Here is a 14,917-nt window from a genome sequence, read left to right as displayed (position 1 = left end):
CTGATGAATAATATTTTAAGTTTTTTTTAAGTTGTCAAAAAGCACTGAAATAGAAGGTATTGTCTGGCGTTCAACAGGCTCATGGTACGAAGTCCGTACAAATGAAAGCGAATTATACCGCTGTCGCCTTAAAGGAAAATTTAAGATTAAAGGTTTGAAAGTAACCAATCCTCTCGCCGTTGGTGATAAAGTCATCTTTCATCTTGAAGATAATGCTGAAAATACCGGGGTTATTTCTGAGATTTTGCCTCGGGAAAATTACATCATCCGAAAGTCTGTTCACAAAACTGCTCACGGTCATTTGCTCGCTTGTAATATAGATCAGGCTATCCTGATTGTGACTTTAGTCATGCCCAGAACTTCACTCGGCTTTATTGACCGCTTTCTGGTGAGCTCTGAGTCTTTCAGAATACCTACTGTACTTCTCTTCAATAAGTGTGACCTTCTTGATTCCGAAAGTGAGGCTTATCAAAAAGAAATCATGGATATGTATGAGGGTTTGGGTTATCCCTGCCACAGTATCTCTGCCCTTGAAAAAATCAACCTGAAGGCTGTTGACCAACTTATCGAAGGTAAAACGTCTCTTATTTCAGGTCACTCGGGTGTGGGTAAATCTCAATTAATAAGCGAAATCATACCTGAGCTTGAACTGGCCACATCTGAAGTCTCAACTTTTGCCAACAAGGGAGTACATACAACTACTTTTGCAGAGATGTTTGAAGCCCGACCGGGAACCTATGTAATCGACAGTCCGGGAATTAAAGAACTTGGTTTGATGGACATGGAAAACGAGGAAATCAGCCACTACTTCCCTGAGATGAGGGAGCTTCTGGGTGAATGTAAATTCCACAACTGCCTTCACGTTAATGAGCCCAAATGTGCCGTAAAGGATGCCGTAATTGCCGGTGAAATCTCAGAGAGCAGATTCAACAGTTATCTTAGTATGCTTGAAAATATTGACAATCGCCGGTAGTTAAATAAATTGTTAAGATTGTCTATTGTATCTAATAAGACTTTATCTTTGCAGCGTTTTAAGGAAATGACAAACATCAAGCTTCCCATATCGCCTACCCGACGAATGAGGTCCGCAAGGACCCAATGAGAACTCTGCCTTCACGGTAGCTTTCTGCCTTCCGTTTTTATATTTTCTTTCATATTAAAGTTTAGGATACAGCGTCTCCTGACGAGAGGATAAGCCCCTCACAAACGACGATGAGCTCATTAAAAAAGACATTTTTCAAAGACTATATCATTCAGGTGGCTGGTAAAGAGCATGAGGTATATGCTAAAACCATCACCGATGAAATGGCCTCCAGTGCAAAAGCCCGTGGTACGGGTATTGCACAGCGTACACCAGAATACATCATCTCGAAGATGCAGGAGGGCAAAGCCATCATTGCCACCCATAAAAATGGCGACTGGATAGGTTTCTGCTACATAGAAACATGGGAGCATGGCCGCTTTGTGGCTAACTCCGGCCTTATAGTTCATCCTGATCACCGTAAAAGTGGTATAGCGACAGCTATCAAAGGCAAAGCTTTCAAACTCTCCAGAGAGAAATATCCCGATGCCAACATCATAGGTCTAACCACCAGCATGGCAGTAATGAAAATTAACTCTGAGCTTGGTTATGAGCCGGTACCCTTCAGTGAGCTACCAAAAGACGATGCTTTCTGGAAAGGTTGCCAAACCTGCGTCAACTACGATATTCTGACTCGTACCAACAGAGCTCACTGCCTGTGCACAGGTATGAAATATCACGCAAAAAAGGAAGACCGTGCCGAGCGGAAAGATCCTAAATGGGATTTCGTGAGAGAATCTTCACTGTACGAAAAGTGGATCAGCATGAAGCAGCGAATTCTTCTGAAAAAAGATAAGGAGAAAAAAAATAGCTGACCGTTGTAAGCCAAAACAGTTTGTTTTTAACTAGTAGAAAATGCTTGGTAAACAATTCTCAGACTATGTTCTGCTTCACAGCATGATTATTTTGCTAGGCCTTACCGCTATTTTGGGTAAACTGATTACGCTTTCGGCCTTAGATGTTGTGCTTTATCGGTCAATGATTGCATCAGCGGCCTTTGCGATTTTGATTTCCCTGAAAAAACAAAAACAGGACTGGAGTTCTCTTTTACCGATACTCAGCGTTGGAGCCATTCTGGGGATCCACTGGATCTGCTTTTTTGGCTCAGCCAAACTCTCGAATGTTTCTGTAAGCTTAATCACAGTTTCTACAACAGCCTTTTTCACGAGCATCATAGAGCCCTTGAGCCAACGAAAAAAGATTGAGGTTTTTGATGTTCTTTTAGGTCTTCTGGTGATCCTGGGAATGACCCTGATTTTCTTTGCCATACCAAAACATGGACTTGCCATTTTGATAGGACTGCTGGCGGGTTTCTTATCCGCTATATATGTTGTCGCCAACGCCAGATTGATACAAAGGCACTCGGCATTAAAGTTGAACACCATTGAACTTACCGGTGCCTTTCTGATTTGTCTTCCTATCCTTCCATTTATTAAATCAGCTGAGATGTGGGCCCTACCTCAAAATCTAGATTTGATTTATTTGCTTGTTCTGGCACTTTTGTGTACTGTTCTCCCCTATATGGTCAACCTAAATCTGTTAAAAAAATTCACAGCGTTTGAGATGAACCTCGCCATTAACCTGGAACCCGTTTACGGCATCCTGATGGCATGGGTGATCTTCAAAGAAGAAGAGCTTTTAAATGTCCGATTTTACATTGGAGCAGGTTTGATTCTACTTTCCCTACTGTTGTATGGCAATAAAAAAGCCCTAACCAAAAGGAAAGGGCTCTGAAAAATCTTAAGCTCCAGCTTATTTTCTGTTGCCGTAACGTTTCTTAAATTTATCAACACGTCCTGCAGTATCCACAAGCATGCTTTTACCAGTGTAGAACGGGTGAGACTTTGAGCTAACCTCCACTTTACATACAGGGTACTCTTTGCCATCTTCCCAAGTGATGGTCTCTTTTGTCTCTACACATGAACGTGTAATGAATTTGTCATCTGAAGATAAATCCCAGAAAACTACTTCTCTATAATTTGGATGAATGTCTTTTTGCATTGCTTATATCTCTAAATAATACTCAGTTCTTCTTAAAACGGGCTGCAAAGATAATCATATTTTTTATAGTTCAAAAATCCATATTGAGAATAATTTCTCAATAAACGGCTAACCCTCAGCTTTTTTAACTTCCACTAAAATAACTCATCAAAGGCGGCGATTAGGGCATCTATCTGCTCAGGGGTATTGGCAATGAAATTGGCAATTCTGATCTGGCTCTCCTTTTTGGGGCCATAACCAGCACCTACGATGAGATTTTTTACTTTTAAGGCGTTGATGATCTCAGCAGAAGGTCTCTCCGTATTGATCACCGCCACCGTTCTGGAACGGTGCTCAGGCTTCTCAACACCCAATGAAAAACCTTCCTTCTTCTCAAAGTATTTATAGAGCTTATTGACCTTGGCATCGGTCTCTTTTCTCAAATTATCAATACCTCTCTTATTCATATCCTCCGCTACGCGGCCAAGAAGGTAAATACCCATAACGTTAGGCGTTGCCGGAGTCTGATAAGCCCTGCTTTGTTTCCAAAGGTCCGGCAAACAATGATGTGCCCCTATAGAGCCCTTGGCAGCCAACTCTTCAGACTTGGCCAGACAAGTCTCATTGGCAATCCAAACTCCAAGCCCAGCCGGTAAGCCAAAAGATTTCTGAACAGAGAAAAAAGCAGTATCCACCAGAGAAAAATCAATTTCAGGAATAGGGGCTGAAGAAACCATATCTACCGCCACGAGCTTTGAGGAATTTCCACGCTTCAATTTATTAATATCAGGCTCTCGGGTTTGAACTCCAGTGCTGGTCTCGTTTTGTGTAACACAAATAAGCTCTGCAAATTCCGGAACCTCAATTTCAGCGTAACTAAAGCCCTCACCCATTGGCTTTTCCAACTTATGAGCATGACGCCCCAGGCTATCAGCATATTGATAAAACTTCTTTGAGAATGAGCCATTCACCAGGTGAAAGGTTTCCAGCTCTGTGCAGTTTAGAACAATTCTTTCCCAAATTTCAGAGGCCGTACCGGTAAACATGATGGCGTTTTCAGCAGGTATGTTCATCAACTCCCTCAGTTGCTCGTCAGTATGCTGATAAATATCCTTGAATTGCTGACTTCGGTGAGAAATTGACCCCAATTGCTGATCGACAAAATCCTGTAAAAACTCCTCAAAACGTGGGTAAAGCTCAGCCGGACCGGCCGTAAAGAATGTTTTACTTCTAGACATCAAAACTGTTATTGAAAATGAAGGCACAAAATTATACGAAATACGGACAATTGCCGTGTAACAGTCTAATAGATTTTATTTCTTTCCGGACATAAACAATCATCTGCTTAGTGATTTAGCATCTTCCGTTTTTTTTGAAATTGAAGGGAGTCGTTCTCCATGTAAACCCTACATTTGCAGCTTCATTTTTCATCAAAAAAAGAATCTATTCTAATGCATACAAGTTGGTATCAGGTCAAAATCAAATTTCAACAGGTTATTGAAGACGATAAGGTCAAAAACATCACAGAAGCTTATCTTTTTGATGCGGTCTCCTATACTGATGCCGAGGCACGTGGCTATGATTACCTGGCCGGTGGCCGTCCGCACTTTGAGCTGACAGCCATTACCAAAATGAAACTAGCCGAGGTTTTTGTTCAGGAAAACAACGCCGAGGTTTGGTTTAAATGCCGTGTGCAGTACATCATTTTTGATGAGAAAACGAAACAGGAGAAGAAAACGGCCGTAGTGATGCTGATCAATGCTTTAAATGTTAAAGATGCTTATGAAGCCTTGGTTCAAAGACTTGGAGCCACAGAAGACTATATTATTTCAGATATCAATGCCACTAAAATTCTCGAAGTTATCCCATACGATCAAATGGATGCCAAAAAGGTAGAAAACGGCAATTTCAGGCCATTGGCTGAGATCGAGGCCGAAGCCACACAAAATGCTGAACCTGTGATTCCTGCTCCGGTAAACGAGCTTGATGATTCTGAATCAGAAGGCGACGAAGAAGAAACCGAATAAAAAAGATATTTATAGAGCAAAATAAAGGGCTTCCCTTATTTTTGCAGTTCATTTCAAAAACCTCATAAAAAACAGCGTTCATGTCTACGATAACTCGTGATACTCAAGTATTTGATCTGATTAAGAGAGAGCACCAAAGGCAGCTTCATGGTATAGAGCTGATTGCCTCTGAAAACTTTGTTTCTGAGCAGGTAATGGAAGCTACAGGCAGTGTTTTAACCAATAAATATGCTGAAGGCCTACCTGGCAAACGCTATTATGGTGGATGTGAAGTAGTCGATGAGCTGGAGCAACTGGCCATTGATAGACTCAAAGAACTTTTTGGACTTACGTGGGCAAACGTACAGCCGCACTCAGGTGCTCAGGCAAATACAGCGGTTTTCCTAGCCTGTCTGGAGCCTGGTGATAAAATCTTAGGTTTTGACCTTTCTCATGGTGGTCACCTTTCTCATGGTTCTAAAGTTAATATCTCAGGAAAGTATTTTGAGCCACATTTTTATGGTGTTGAAAAAGAAACCGGGCTTATCGACTGGGATAAAGTAGAGCAGAAGGCATTGGCTGAAAAGCCGAAAATGATCATTTGTGGTGCTTCGGCTTACTCAAGAGACTGGGACTATGAACGATTGAGAAATATTGCCGACAAGATCGGAGCTATATTGTTGGCTGACATTTCTCACCCTGCCGGTTTGATTGCCAAAGGACTTTTAAACGATCCGTTTGATCATTGTCATATTGTAACCACAACCACCCACAAAACTCTTAGAGGAACTCGCGGTGGTGTGATTATGATGCGTAATGATTTTGATAACCCTTTCGGAAAGAAAACTATGAAAGGTGCTATCAGAAGTATGTCTTCGCTACTAGACTCCGGAGTGTTCCCAGGCACACAGGGTGGACCGCTTGAGCATGCCATTGCCGGTAAAGCTGTGGCTTTTGGAGAAGCGTTGACTGACCAGTACGCTGATTACGTAAAGCAGGTTCAGAAAAACGCCAATGTGATGGCTAACGAATTTGTGAAACTCGGCTATAAAGTAATTTCTGGTGGTACAGATAACCATTTGGCATTGATTGACCTTAGACCAAAAGGCATTACAGGTAAACTGGCAGAGAACACGCTAATCAAAGCCGACATAACGGTAAACAAAAACATGGTGCCTTTTGATGAAGCAAAAGCGATGGTTACCAGCGGTATGCGTGTAGGTGCTGCTGCCATGACCACAAGAGGCCTGAAAGAAGATGATTTTGTGAGAATGGTAGGTCTGGTTGACAAAGTCTTAACCAACAATGATAACGATGCGGTGATCGCTTCTGTAAGAGGAGAGATTAATGAGTGGATGAAGGATTATCCTTTGTTTCAATAAGATAAGATTAAAATATTGAACCTTGTTCGTGAACTACGGGCAAGGTTTTTTGTTACTTTTAAAGTCAGATTATTAATCAAAATGGCATTAGACCAATCTAAAGAAATCGACTACGACGAAGATCAGGAAGAAGGATCAGAAATGACCTTTATTGAACATCTGGAAGAATTAAGATGGCATCTGATTCGTAGTTTGGGAGCAATATTAGTGTTTATGATCCTTGCGTGGTTTTCTATGCACTGGATTTTCAATACAATCATACTTGGCCCCTCAGAGCCTGACTTCTGGACCTACAGAATGATGTGTAAAATTGGTACAGCGGTGGGCTGGACCGGGCTTTGTGTTGAGAAAATGAATTTCTCGCTCATGAGTCGACAGGTTTCAGGGCAGTTTATGATGCAGCTTACTGCTTCGGCTATTGGTGGTTTAGTGATCGCATTCCCTTACGTTTTCTGGGAGATTTGGCGTTTTGTGAAACCAGGGCTGAAAATCACTGAGAAAAAGGCAAGTCGTGGAGCTGTTTTCTATGTAACTATGCTTTTTTTAATGGGAATTTGTTTTGGCTACTTCATTGTGGCTCCTTTTGCTATCAATTTCCTCGTGAACTTCCAGATTGACCCAAGCATTGAAAACCAGTTTGATATTCAGTCTTATATCGGGGTTCTTTCCACGCTGGTATTGGCCTGTGGGGTAACTTTTCAGATGCCTATGGCGATCTTTGTTCTAACGAAAGTTGGAGTTGTTAACCCTACCTTTTTGCAAACTTATCGTCGTCATGCAATCGTCGTACTTTTAATCGTAGCAGCGATTATTACTCCGTCTCCAGATATGATCTCCCAGATTTTAGTGGCCATTCCATTATACTTCCTTTACGAGGTTAGTATTGTGGTTTCCAGGAGAGAATACAGACGACAGTTGAAAGAGGAAGCCAAATCGGCTATTTAGGACTAAAAAAAGCTTATACAAAAAGCTCAATCTGGTAACAGGTTGGGCTTTTTTTGTTTTTAGCAATTGGCGATAATCCGACTTTTTTTCAAACACTTTATTGTGCAAGTAAAAACTTGCATATATATTTGCAAGCAAATACTTGCGTATGGAAGCTAGAAGAGATGTATTTCAAGCGATTGCTGACCCCACAAGGAGAGAAATAATTGGCATGGTGGCCAAAGAGCCACAAAATATCAATGCATTAGCTGAGAATTTTGATATAAGTCGGCAGGCTGTTTCGCTGCACCTGAAAATTTTGAATGAATGTGGTTTAATCATCGTACACAAAAAAGGCCGGGAGCGGGTTTGCGAAGCTAAACTTGACCAGCTCGCTGAAGTAAATCAATGGGTTAAGCAATACAAACAATTCTGGGAGCAGAAACTGGATGCCCTGGAAGTTTACTTAGATTCTTTACATAAAGACGATAAAAAATGAGCTATAACGGAGATACTACAGATAGGGAGATCATTTTGACCCGAACCCTCAATCATCCTGTTGAAAAAGTCTGGGAGGTTTTTGCAAAACCAGAGCACATAAAAAATTGGTGGGGGCCAAATGGCTTTAGCATTGAGATATCAAAAATGGACCTGCAACCTCAGGGTGACTGGCAATTTGTGATGGACGGGCCAGATGGCCAAACCTGGGATACTCATTTCGTTTTTCATAAAATAGTGCCCCTGAAAACCTTTTCCTATGACCACCTCGGTACACCCAAATTCAGATCGATCATCACATTTAAATCAGAGGGCAAAAAAACACACCTTCATTGGCATATGATTTTTGAGTCCAGAGAGGTTTTTCTGGAAACAGTGAAGGCAGTTGGAGCTAACGAAGGGTTGAAGCAGACTGTTGGAAATTTAGAGAACTATCTGGCAGACCATACGATAAAAACACAAGAACCTGAAGAGGAAAGACAGATCAGACTCAGCCGGGTGATCAATCACCCCATTAAAAATGTATGGCAGGTTTGGACAGAACCAGATCATATCAAAAACTGGTGGGGGCCACATGGTTTTACCAACACCATCAGTAAAATGGAAATGAACCCTGGTGGAGAATGGAATCTGACCATGCATGGACCAGACGGTACCAATTACCGTAATGAATCAGTTTTTGTGGAAATCATCCATCATAAAAAGATTGTGTATGATCATCTGACCGGGCCAAAGTTCAGGGCTACTGTCCTCTTTAAAGATCTTGGAGATAAAACTAATATCGATTGCGACTTGTTTTTGAGACTCGCGAAATGATGATCCGAACCGTCGAAGTTTTCAATGCCGCAGAAGGTCAGAAAGACAATTATACCAGAATGGAACAATACTTAAATACTCTTTGAATATGTCAAAACCATTAATCATATCAAGACAATACAAACACAGTCCGGAGAAAATCTATGACGCCTTTGCCTCAGCCGAGGCCCTTGGAGCCTGGTGGGGCCCGGCCGGCATGGGTCTGAATGTCCTCGCTCATGATTTTACACCCGGGGGCAAATTCCATTATACTATGGAAATGGGTGAGCAGATTTCGTATGGAATCATGGAGTTTATTTCCATGAAAAGACCAACAGAAATTCAATGGTTGAATTCATTTGCTGATGGTAAAGGGAATAAAATCAAACCTCCTTTTGCAGCTGAATTTCCACTGGAGATTCATAATACCGTAAATCTGGAGGCCAATAAGGAAGGAACTCTATTGACTATCAAGGGAGTACCCTATAACGCTACTGAAGAGGAAATCGCTTTTTTTGAAGGAATGTTTGAAGGAATGAATCAAGGTTTTTCCGGAACTTTTGATCAACTTGAATCTTATTTATCAAAACTATAATCACCTGAAATGAACAGACAAAACATTACGTATTGGGTTGTTACCGGCCTTTTTTCAGCTTTTATGATCTTCTCTTCCATCGGTAATATTACAAAAGACCCTGAAGCGGTAAAAATGATTACGGGGCTGGGTTATCCTGAGTACTTCATTCCTTATATCGGATATATGAAGGTGATTGGTTCTGTCCTGATATTACTACCGATGATCCCCCGAAATGTGAAAGAGTGGGCCTACGCCGGTTTATTTTTTGATCTGCTTTCAGCCTTTGTTTCTATCATTCTAACCGAAGGTTTCTCGCCCCAGGTAGCTTTCTTCTTTGTCTTTGTAGGCTTCCTGTTTCTCTCTTATTATTTCTGGTACAGAAAGATGGGGTGGCTGAAAGCCTGACGCATTTCAACTAGTATTTTGACGTAATCAGCCTGCCGGATATCCGGCAGGTCATTTTATTTTTACCTATCATAACTAATTTACTCCTCTATGAAAGGCTTAAAACCAGCTACTGTCGAAGAATACATCGCAAATTTTCCGGAGCACACGCAGGAACTTCTGCATCAAATGCGAGAGCTTATTCGATCAAATGCTCCGGATGCCAAAGAGGAAATTTCTTACGGGATGCCCGGCTATAAGTTGAACAAAAAGCCTCTGGTTTACTTTGCAGGTTACGATAAACATATTGGTTTTTATGCTACGCCTGTAGGCCACTCGGAGTTTGCAGAAGAGTTTTCAAAATACAAAACCGGTAAAGGCTCCGTCCAATTTCCGATCGATCAGCCGCTACCTGAAGATTTAATTGTTCGGGTTGTCAAATTTAGAGTGAAAGGAAACCTGGAAATGAAGAAATAATGACTTTTGACGAAATCAGGACCTTCTGCCTTTCACTGGAAAATGTCATTGAAAAACCTCATTTTGACCGAACGGCTTTCCGTTCTAAAAGAATATTCCTGACGCACATTCCAGAAACTTATCACATCAATGTCAAGCTAACTCCTAAAGATCAGGACCTGTTTTCTTTACCCAACAAATCCGTAATATATCCTGTAACTAACAAATGGGGATTACAGGGCTGGACCACCATTGAATTCAACCAACTGGATGATGAAACCTTAATCCAGATTATTGAAACTGCTTACCAGATTGCCTCAACATAAACTTTAATACTGAGCATCCTGAATTTTACCTGCAATGCTGTATACCTGAAGCTCACTGAGTTTAGCATCATATTTGGCCCGGTTACGGTTGGTTAAAGCCAAAATATAGTTCGACTGAGCCTCACGAAACGCCAAAGAAGTGATCTGACGAAGACGGTAACGTTCTTCAGAACGCTCAAAATTCAGTCGGCTTGTGATTACATTTTGCTCCAGAGCTTTCCAGATAGTAAGCCTGTTTTGGTATGTGCTCCAGGCATTCTCAAAGTCCCTTAGAATCTGCTGATAAAGGAGATCAAAATTTAACTCCTGATTCAGACGGGTAATTTTTGCATTCTGCTCCTGTACTTTTCTTCGGCCACCGTCAAAAACTGCCCAGTTTACATTCAAACTTGTTGTAAGACCATTGGACTGAATTCTGTCAAGAAAGGACGCCGGGTTATTTTTTGATCGGTTGATGCCGTAGTCACCATTTAAACTGATGGTCGGCAGCTTGGTAGTGGTCGTTAACTTCTCGTCAATTTCACTCAAACGAATATCAGAGGCAGCCAGAAGTAACTGAACATTAGCCCCCTTTATTCCCTTAAGCAGCTGTTCTTTGGTCAGCAATGGAGCAAACGCGACGTTGGTGTCCACCTCATAATCAGTCAAAACATCTGAATTGAGAATAAAATTGAGATTATGACGGGCATTTTTAATCAGCTGATCCTGATTCAGCACCGCTATACTATCGGTATTCACGTCTACCTCCGCATTCGAAATATCAAGCAAAGTGCCCACACCATAATCATACGAAACTCTTGCCCGCTCAAGTCGCTCTTTTGATATTTCCAATAACTCTTTTAAACTCTTTGTATCTACCTCAAGTCTGGCAACCTCGTAATAGGCATTAAAGAGCTGCAAGAGTACATTTTCCAAAGCCAGACGGGCATTGAGCTGGCTGGCAGTATAACTTTGAAGGTTTCTTTCTAGATTAAACTGACGGTTAAAACCATCAAAAAGGACATAGTTGACCCCAACTCCGGCATTGACACTATTTGAGGCCGCAAAAGTCAGATTGGTCTCCCGGCCATCCTGAAAAACAGCTGTCGAATTATCCAGATTATAATTGGCACCTCCGGAAACCGTGACCGTTGGTTTATATCCCAGATTATCTTTGGAGGCATTACCCTCTGCAATTTCAATAGCGTTTTTAGCAATTTTGATGTTGAAATTTTTCTCAAGTGCCATTTCAACAGCCCTGTCTTTTGACAAATATTCCTGAGTATAAGCAAGGTTCAAACCTAGAAACAGAGAAAGTATAAATGGTGTTGAACGCTTAAACATGTAATTCTTCATTATTTAATTCAATAACAGCTCTTTCTACTTCTTCTTTTGAGATTTTATTGCCGGTCAGTAACCATTTAAAACCAACCTTTATTCTGTTGCTGGTTGACAATAAGATAGGAAGTACAATCAATGTGAGCACGGTGGCAATGGCAATACCATAGGCGATACTAATGGCCATTGGAATGAGAAACTGGGCCTGACGACTTTTCTCAAGAATAAGCGGAGCCAGTCCGGCAATAGTGGTTAGCGAAGTCAGGAAAATCGCTCTGAATCGTGAAGTCCCGGCCTGGATAAGAGCAGTATCAAAATCCATCCCTTCTTTGAGATAACTATTGAATTTACCAATTAAAACCAGACCATCATTCACCATAATCCCGATAAGGGCAATGATACCGAGAGCAGACAGGAAATTGATCGGAAGATCATGAAACCAGTGCCCCCAGGCAATACCAATCATACTCAATGGTATCATAATCAACAACAAGAAAGGCTGACCGTATGACCTGAAAGTAAACGCAATAGTGGCATACATCAGAAAAAGAATGATGGGCACTACCAGTTTTACTGAGGCCAGAAGCTTACCTGATTCACGGTTCTGACCTTCATACAGTGCGGAAACACTCGGGTATTTCGCCAGAATTTGTGGAATCTCATTTTGTCTTAAATCTTCAATGATATCAGGGGCGGAGGCCTTCGGATCCTTCAAATCTGCTGTCACCTGAATTTCACGACGTCCCTCGAGGTGATTGATCGCAATTTCTCCTCTTTCTATCGTGTAGTTCGCTATCTCTTTGAAAGGCACTCTGGCACCATCCGGCGTCAGAATTTTCATTTTGTCGAGGTTATTGATGCTCGATCTGTTTGCCAGCTCATAGCGTACCCAGACTTTGATTTCATCCTGTCCCCTTTGAAAACGCTGAACCTGCAAGCCGAAGAAAGCACTCCTCACCTGAGACATCACATCCTGAGTGTTTAAGCCGAGTGGAAAAGCACTCGGTTTAAGCTTGATTTTAATCTCTTTGATTCCTTTCGGGTCATTATCAGCTATATCCTTCAATATTGGATTTTCAGCCATAGCCAGCTTTAACTCCTCTTTGGCTTTCTTGAGTTCAGCAATATTATTGCCCAGCAAAGAAACAGACACCGGAGAGCCGCCGAAGTTTCCACCAGAGCCAAAAGTCAATAATTCAGTACCGTAAATATCACCGACATTCTCCCGAACTGAGTTTGTTATTTCAGGCGAGGAAAAAGCTCTCAATTCACCGGGAAGCAGGTTAATCACCAAACTTCCATTAGCCGAACCCGGCCCAATATTTTTTATCACACTCTGGAAAACCTCATCTCCGGTACCCTGTTTTTCAGTGTACTCCTCGTTGACCTCCCAGGCTTTCTTTTCAATGTAGGTCAAAATGGAATCCGTTATGCTCACATTAGTACCCTCCTCCATTTTAAGGGTAATACGGATGCGGTCAGAGGCCACATTTGGGAAAAAGGAAGTACGAATAATACCGCCCTGAATAGCTCCCATAGTAGCTATCAAAAGACCCACAAAGATGGAGATGGTCAAAAATTTATACTCTACTACAAATCTGAGCATTGGTTCGTAAACCCGATCTCTCACAAAATTGATAAACCGCTCCCCTATTTTATTGAACTCCCTCAATTTTGAGAAGACCAGAGCCAAACCCTTTTTTTTCTCTTTCTTATCCTGAGGCTCCAAAGCCTTCGAATGAGCAAGGTGAGCAGGAAGAATAATTAAGGCTTCAAGTAAAGAAACCGATAAGGTTAGAATTACAATTACAGCCACTTCACTGAAAAACTCACCGATTCTACTATCGAGAAATAGGAAGGTGCCAAAAGCGAGCAAAGTGGTGATAATGGCTGAAACAATAGGTGGAATCACTTCCATAGTACCATCAATGGCAGCCGTTATCTTGTCTTTTCCTTTCTCATAATGGTGATAAATATTTTCAGCAATTACGATACCGTCATCCACCAGAATACCGATCACGATGATCATCCCGAAAAGGGACAGAACATTGATAGTCACATCAAAAAAGGAGGCAAAAATGAACATCCCCAAAAAGGAGATCGGCAGCCCCATTGCCACCCAAAAGGCAAGTCGTGTATTGAGAAAAAGCGAAAGAAAAATCAGTACCAACAGCATCCCCATGGCGGCATTTTCACCCAGAAGCTGTGTTCTTTGATTCAGCGTTACCGAGGCATCAAAAAGAATATCGAGATTGACATTCTCATGAGTTTCATTGAATTCTTCAATATAAGCTTTGATTTTCTCTGCGGACGAAATCAAATCTTCGTCATTGGTATTGCTGACTCCAATATTCACGGCTAGTTTCCCATTCACAAAGCTCATGTTCGGTGTTTCCGAGAATCGGTCACGAACATCAGCGACTTCTCTGAGTGTGATGACTTTACCGTTCGGGTTACTTCTTACGATGAGCTTATCCAGTTCTTTCGCCGTGTAGGTTCGGCCATTGGCCCTGATCAGGTACTCCTCCTGTGAGGTTTTTATATTTCCTCCGGTTACCAAAATGTTTTCTCTGGAAACCGCCTGAGCCACTTCCTGAAAAGTAATGCCATAGGCCAGCATGTCTTTTTCACGAACCGCAATTTCTATTTCCTCTTCCGGGAAACCTGAGAGCTCAACCTGTGAAATACCATCCATTCCACGAAGATCATTTTCAATATCGCGGGCAATACTTTTCAGAGTACTTAAAGGTAGATTTTCACCACTTACCGAGAAATTGATGGTTTCTCTGACGTTTTCGGTTTTCTCTACCACCAACGGCTCCATTCCTGTCGGGAAAGACGGCACCCGGTCAACGGCGTTTTTGACTTCGGCGAGCAAGACATTGATATCCTGCCCTTTTTCAATTTCCACCGTAACGGTACCAGAGCTTTCTCTTGAAACAGAGGTAACTCGGTCAATCCCCACAAGTCCTTTGAGATTATCCTCAATTTTGAGAATCACCCCTTCTTCAATCTCCTGAGGTGATGCACCCGGATAAATGGCTGCAATAGTGATGATTTTAGAATCGGAAAGTGGAAAAAAGGAGGATTTCAGATTTAGAATTCCGAAAATTCCGAAAATGACAAAGGCGGCAATGACGACGTTCACCGCCACCGGAAACTTGATAAAATAGGCTATTATTTTTCGCATG

16 protein-coding genes are annotated in these 14,917 nt (G+C 41.8%); 12 read left to right on the top strand and 4 right to left on the bottom strand.

Annotated features, from left to right (window positions below):
- Positions 1–31 precede the first annotated feature (31 nt).
- From rsgA to AFM12_RS12115, 3 genes are all read left to right on the top strand, one after another.
- On the top strand, positions 32–973 hold the full coding sequence (gene rsgA / locus AFM12_RS12125; protein WP_055148553.1) for a ribosome small subunit-dependent GTPase A: 942 nt from the start codon (positions 32–34) through the stop codon (positions 971–973).
- A gap of 239 nt (positions 974–1,212) precedes the next feature.
- Positions 1,213–1,896, top strand: coding sequence for a GNAT family N-acetyltransferase (locus AFM12_RS12120; protein ID WP_055148551.1), 684 nt, complete (start codon positions 1,213–1,215; stop codon positions 1,894–1,896).
- Positions 1,897–1,936: 40 nt separating this feature from the next.
- On the top strand, positions 1,937–2,815 hold the full coding sequence (locus tag AFM12_RS12115) for a DMT family transporter (RefSeq protein ID WP_055148549.1): 879 nt from the start codon (positions 1,937–1,939) through the stop codon (positions 2,813–2,815).
- Between the two features lie 18 nt (positions 2,816–2,833).
- Here AFM12_RS12115 and AFM12_RS12110 read toward each other — a convergent pair whose 3' ends face one another.
- Entirely contained in the window at positions 2,834–3,082 is a 249-nt protein-coding gene (locus tag AFM12_RS12110; RefSeq protein ID WP_055148547.1) for a type B 50S ribosomal protein L31, read from the bottom strand.
- 134 nt (positions 3,083–3,216) lie between these two features.
- Positions 3,217–4,299: an aminotransferase class V-fold PLP-dependent enzyme gene (locus tag AFM12_RS12105; RefSeq protein WP_055148545.1), complete on the bottom strand. Its 1,083-nt coding sequence runs from the start codon at positions 4,297–4,299 to the stop codon at positions 3,217–3,219.
- 213 nt (positions 4,300–4,512) lie between these two features.
- On the opposite strand from AFM12_RS12105, the gene AFM12_RS12100 reads away from it, so the two are divergent.
- From AFM12_RS12100 to AFM12_RS12060, 9 genes are all read left to right on the top strand, one after another.
- Positions 4,513–5,088 (top strand): DUF4494 domain-containing protein, encoded by a 576-nt coding sequence (locus AFM12_RS12100; RefSeq protein ID WP_082391318.1) that lies wholly within the window; start codon positions 4,513–4,515, stop codon positions 5,086–5,088.
- A gap of 80 nt (positions 5,089–5,168) precedes the next feature.
- Positions 5,169–6,449, top strand: a complete 1,281-nt coding sequence (gene glyA, locus AFM12_RS12095) for a serine hydroxymethyltransferase (RefSeq protein WP_055148543.1) — start codon at positions 5,169–5,171, stop codon at positions 6,447–6,449.
- Between the two features lie 81 nt (positions 6,450–6,530).
- A complete protein-coding gene (gene tatC / locus AFM12_RS12090; RefSeq protein WP_055148541.1) occupies positions 6,531–7,394 on the top strand; it encodes a twin-arginine translocase subunit TatC in 864 nt (287 codons plus the stop codon).
- 148 nt (positions 7,395–7,542) lie between these two features.
- Positions 7,543–7,872, top strand: coding sequence for an ArsR/SmtB family transcription factor (locus tag AFM12_RS12085; RefSeq protein ID WP_055148539.1), 330 nt, complete (start codon positions 7,543–7,545; stop codon positions 7,870–7,872).
- On the top strand, positions 7,869–8,687 hold the full coding sequence (locus tag AFM12_RS19915) for an SRPBCC domain-containing protein (RefSeq protein WP_229308498.1): 819 nt from the start codon (positions 7,869–7,871) through the stop codon (positions 8,685–8,687). The genes AFM12_RS12085 and AFM12_RS19915 overlap by 4 nt, the downstream gene beginning before the upstream one ends.
- An 88-nt stretch (positions 8,688–8,775) precedes the next feature.
- Complete coding sequence (locus AFM12_RS12075; RefSeq protein WP_055148537.1) at positions 8,776–9,261, top strand: SRPBCC family protein; 486 nt, start codon at positions 8,776–8,778, stop codon at positions 9,259–9,261.
- Between the two features lie 9 nt (positions 9,262–9,270).
- Positions 9,271–9,648 (top strand): DoxX family protein, encoded by a 378-nt coding sequence (locus AFM12_RS12070; RefSeq protein WP_055148535.1) that lies wholly within the window; start codon positions 9,271–9,273, stop codon positions 9,646–9,648.
- A gap of 90 nt (positions 9,649–9,738) precedes the next feature.
- Complete coding sequence (locus AFM12_RS12065) at positions 9,739–10,104, top strand: iron chaperone (protein ID WP_055148533.1); 366 nt, start codon at positions 9,739–9,741, stop codon at positions 10,102–10,104.
- The gene (locus AFM12_RS12060) at positions 10,104–10,409 is read left to right on the top strand and encodes an MmcQ/YjbR family DNA-binding protein (protein WP_055148531.1); all 306 of its coding nucleotides are present in this window, start codon (positions 10,104–10,106) and stop codon (positions 10,407–10,409) included. The genes AFM12_RS12065 and AFM12_RS12060 overlap by 1 nt, the downstream gene beginning before the upstream one ends.
- A 3-nt stretch (positions 10,410–10,412) precedes the next feature.
- Here AFM12_RS12060 and AFM12_RS12055 read toward each other — a convergent pair whose 3' ends face one another.
- Positions 10,413–11,744 carry a TolC family protein gene (locus AFM12_RS12055; protein ID WP_082391317.1) on the bottom strand — a complete coding sequence of 444 codons (1,332 nt, stop codon included), beginning with the start codon at positions 11,742–11,744 and terminating at the stop codon, positions 10,413–10,415.
- Complete coding sequence (locus AFM12_RS12050; protein ID WP_055148527.1) at positions 11,725–14,916, bottom strand: efflux RND transporter permease subunit; 3,192 nt, start codon at positions 14,914–14,916, stop codon at positions 11,725–11,727. Before AFM12_RS12050 ends, AFM12_RS12055 begins: the two co-directional genes overlap by 20 nt.
- Between the last annotated feature and the right edge of the window lies 1 nt (position 14,917).

Source organism: Jiulongibacter sediminis, from assembly GCF_001306455.1.
Classification (GTDB): Bacteria; Bacteroidota; Bacteroidia; order Cytophagales; family Spirosomataceae; genus Jiulongibacter; species Jiulongibacter sediminis.
Note: the sequence above shows the minus strand (reverse complement) of the source record. Positions and strands in the feature narration are given on the sequence as shown.

Excerpts from the sequence above, each read along its gene's own strand:
- AFM12_RS12120 (WP_055148551.1), top strand. The coding sequence starts at position 1,213 with ATGAGCTCATTAAAAAAGACATTTTTCAAAGACTATATCATTCAGGTG.
- AFM12_RS12115 (WP_055148549.1), top strand. The coding sequence starts at position 1,937 with ATGCTTGGTAAACAATTCTCAGACTATGTTCTGCTTCACAGCATGATT.
- AFM12_RS12110 (WP_055148547.1), bottom strand. The coding sequence starts at position 3,082 with ATGCAAAAAGACATTCATCCAAATTATAGAGAAGTAGTTTTCTGGGAT.
- AFM12_RS12105 (WP_055148545.1), bottom strand. The coding sequence starts at position 4,299 with ATGTCTAGAAGTAAAACATTCTTTACGGCCGGTCCGGCTGAGCTTTAC.
- AFM12_RS12100 (WP_082391318.1), top strand. The coding sequence starts at position 4,513 with ATGCATACAAGTTGGTATCAGGTCAAAATCAAATTTCAACAGGTTATT.
- glyA (WP_055148543.1), top strand. The coding sequence starts at position 5,169 with ATGTCTACGATAACTCGTGATACTCAAGTATTTGATCTGATTAAGAGA.
- tatC (WP_055148541.1), top strand. The coding sequence starts at position 6,531 with ATGGCATTAGACCAATCTAAAGAAATCGACTACGACGAAGATCAGGAA.
- AFM12_RS12085 (WP_055148539.1), top strand. The coding sequence starts at position 7,543 with ATGGAAGCTAGAAGAGATGTATTTCAAGCGATTGCTGACCCCACAAGG.
- AFM12_RS19915 (WP_229308498.1), top strand. The coding sequence starts at position 7,869 with ATGAGCTATAACGGAGATACTACAGATAGGGAGATCATTTTGACCCGA.
- AFM12_RS12075 (WP_055148537.1), top strand. The coding sequence starts at position 8,776 with ATGTCAAAACCATTAATCATATCAAGACAATACAAACACAGTCCGGAG.
- AFM12_RS12070 (WP_055148535.1), top strand. The coding sequence starts at position 9,271 with ATGAACAGACAAAACATTACGTATTGGGTTGTTACCGGCCTTTTTTCA.
- AFM12_RS12065 (WP_055148533.1), top strand. The coding sequence starts at position 9,739 with ATGAAAGGCTTAAAACCAGCTACTGTCGAAGAATACATCGCAAATTTT.
- AFM12_RS12060 (WP_055148531.1), top strand. The coding sequence starts at position 10,104 with ATGACTTTTGACGAAATCAGGACCTTCTGCCTTTCACTGGAAAATGTC.
- AFM12_RS12055 (WP_082391317.1), bottom strand. The coding sequence starts at position 11,744 with ATGAAGAATTACATGTTTAAGCGTTCAACACCATTTATACTTTCTCTG.
- AFM12_RS12050 (WP_055148527.1), bottom strand. The coding sequence starts at position 14,916 with ATGCGAAAAATAATAGCCTATTTTATCAAGTTTCCGGTGGCGGTGAAC.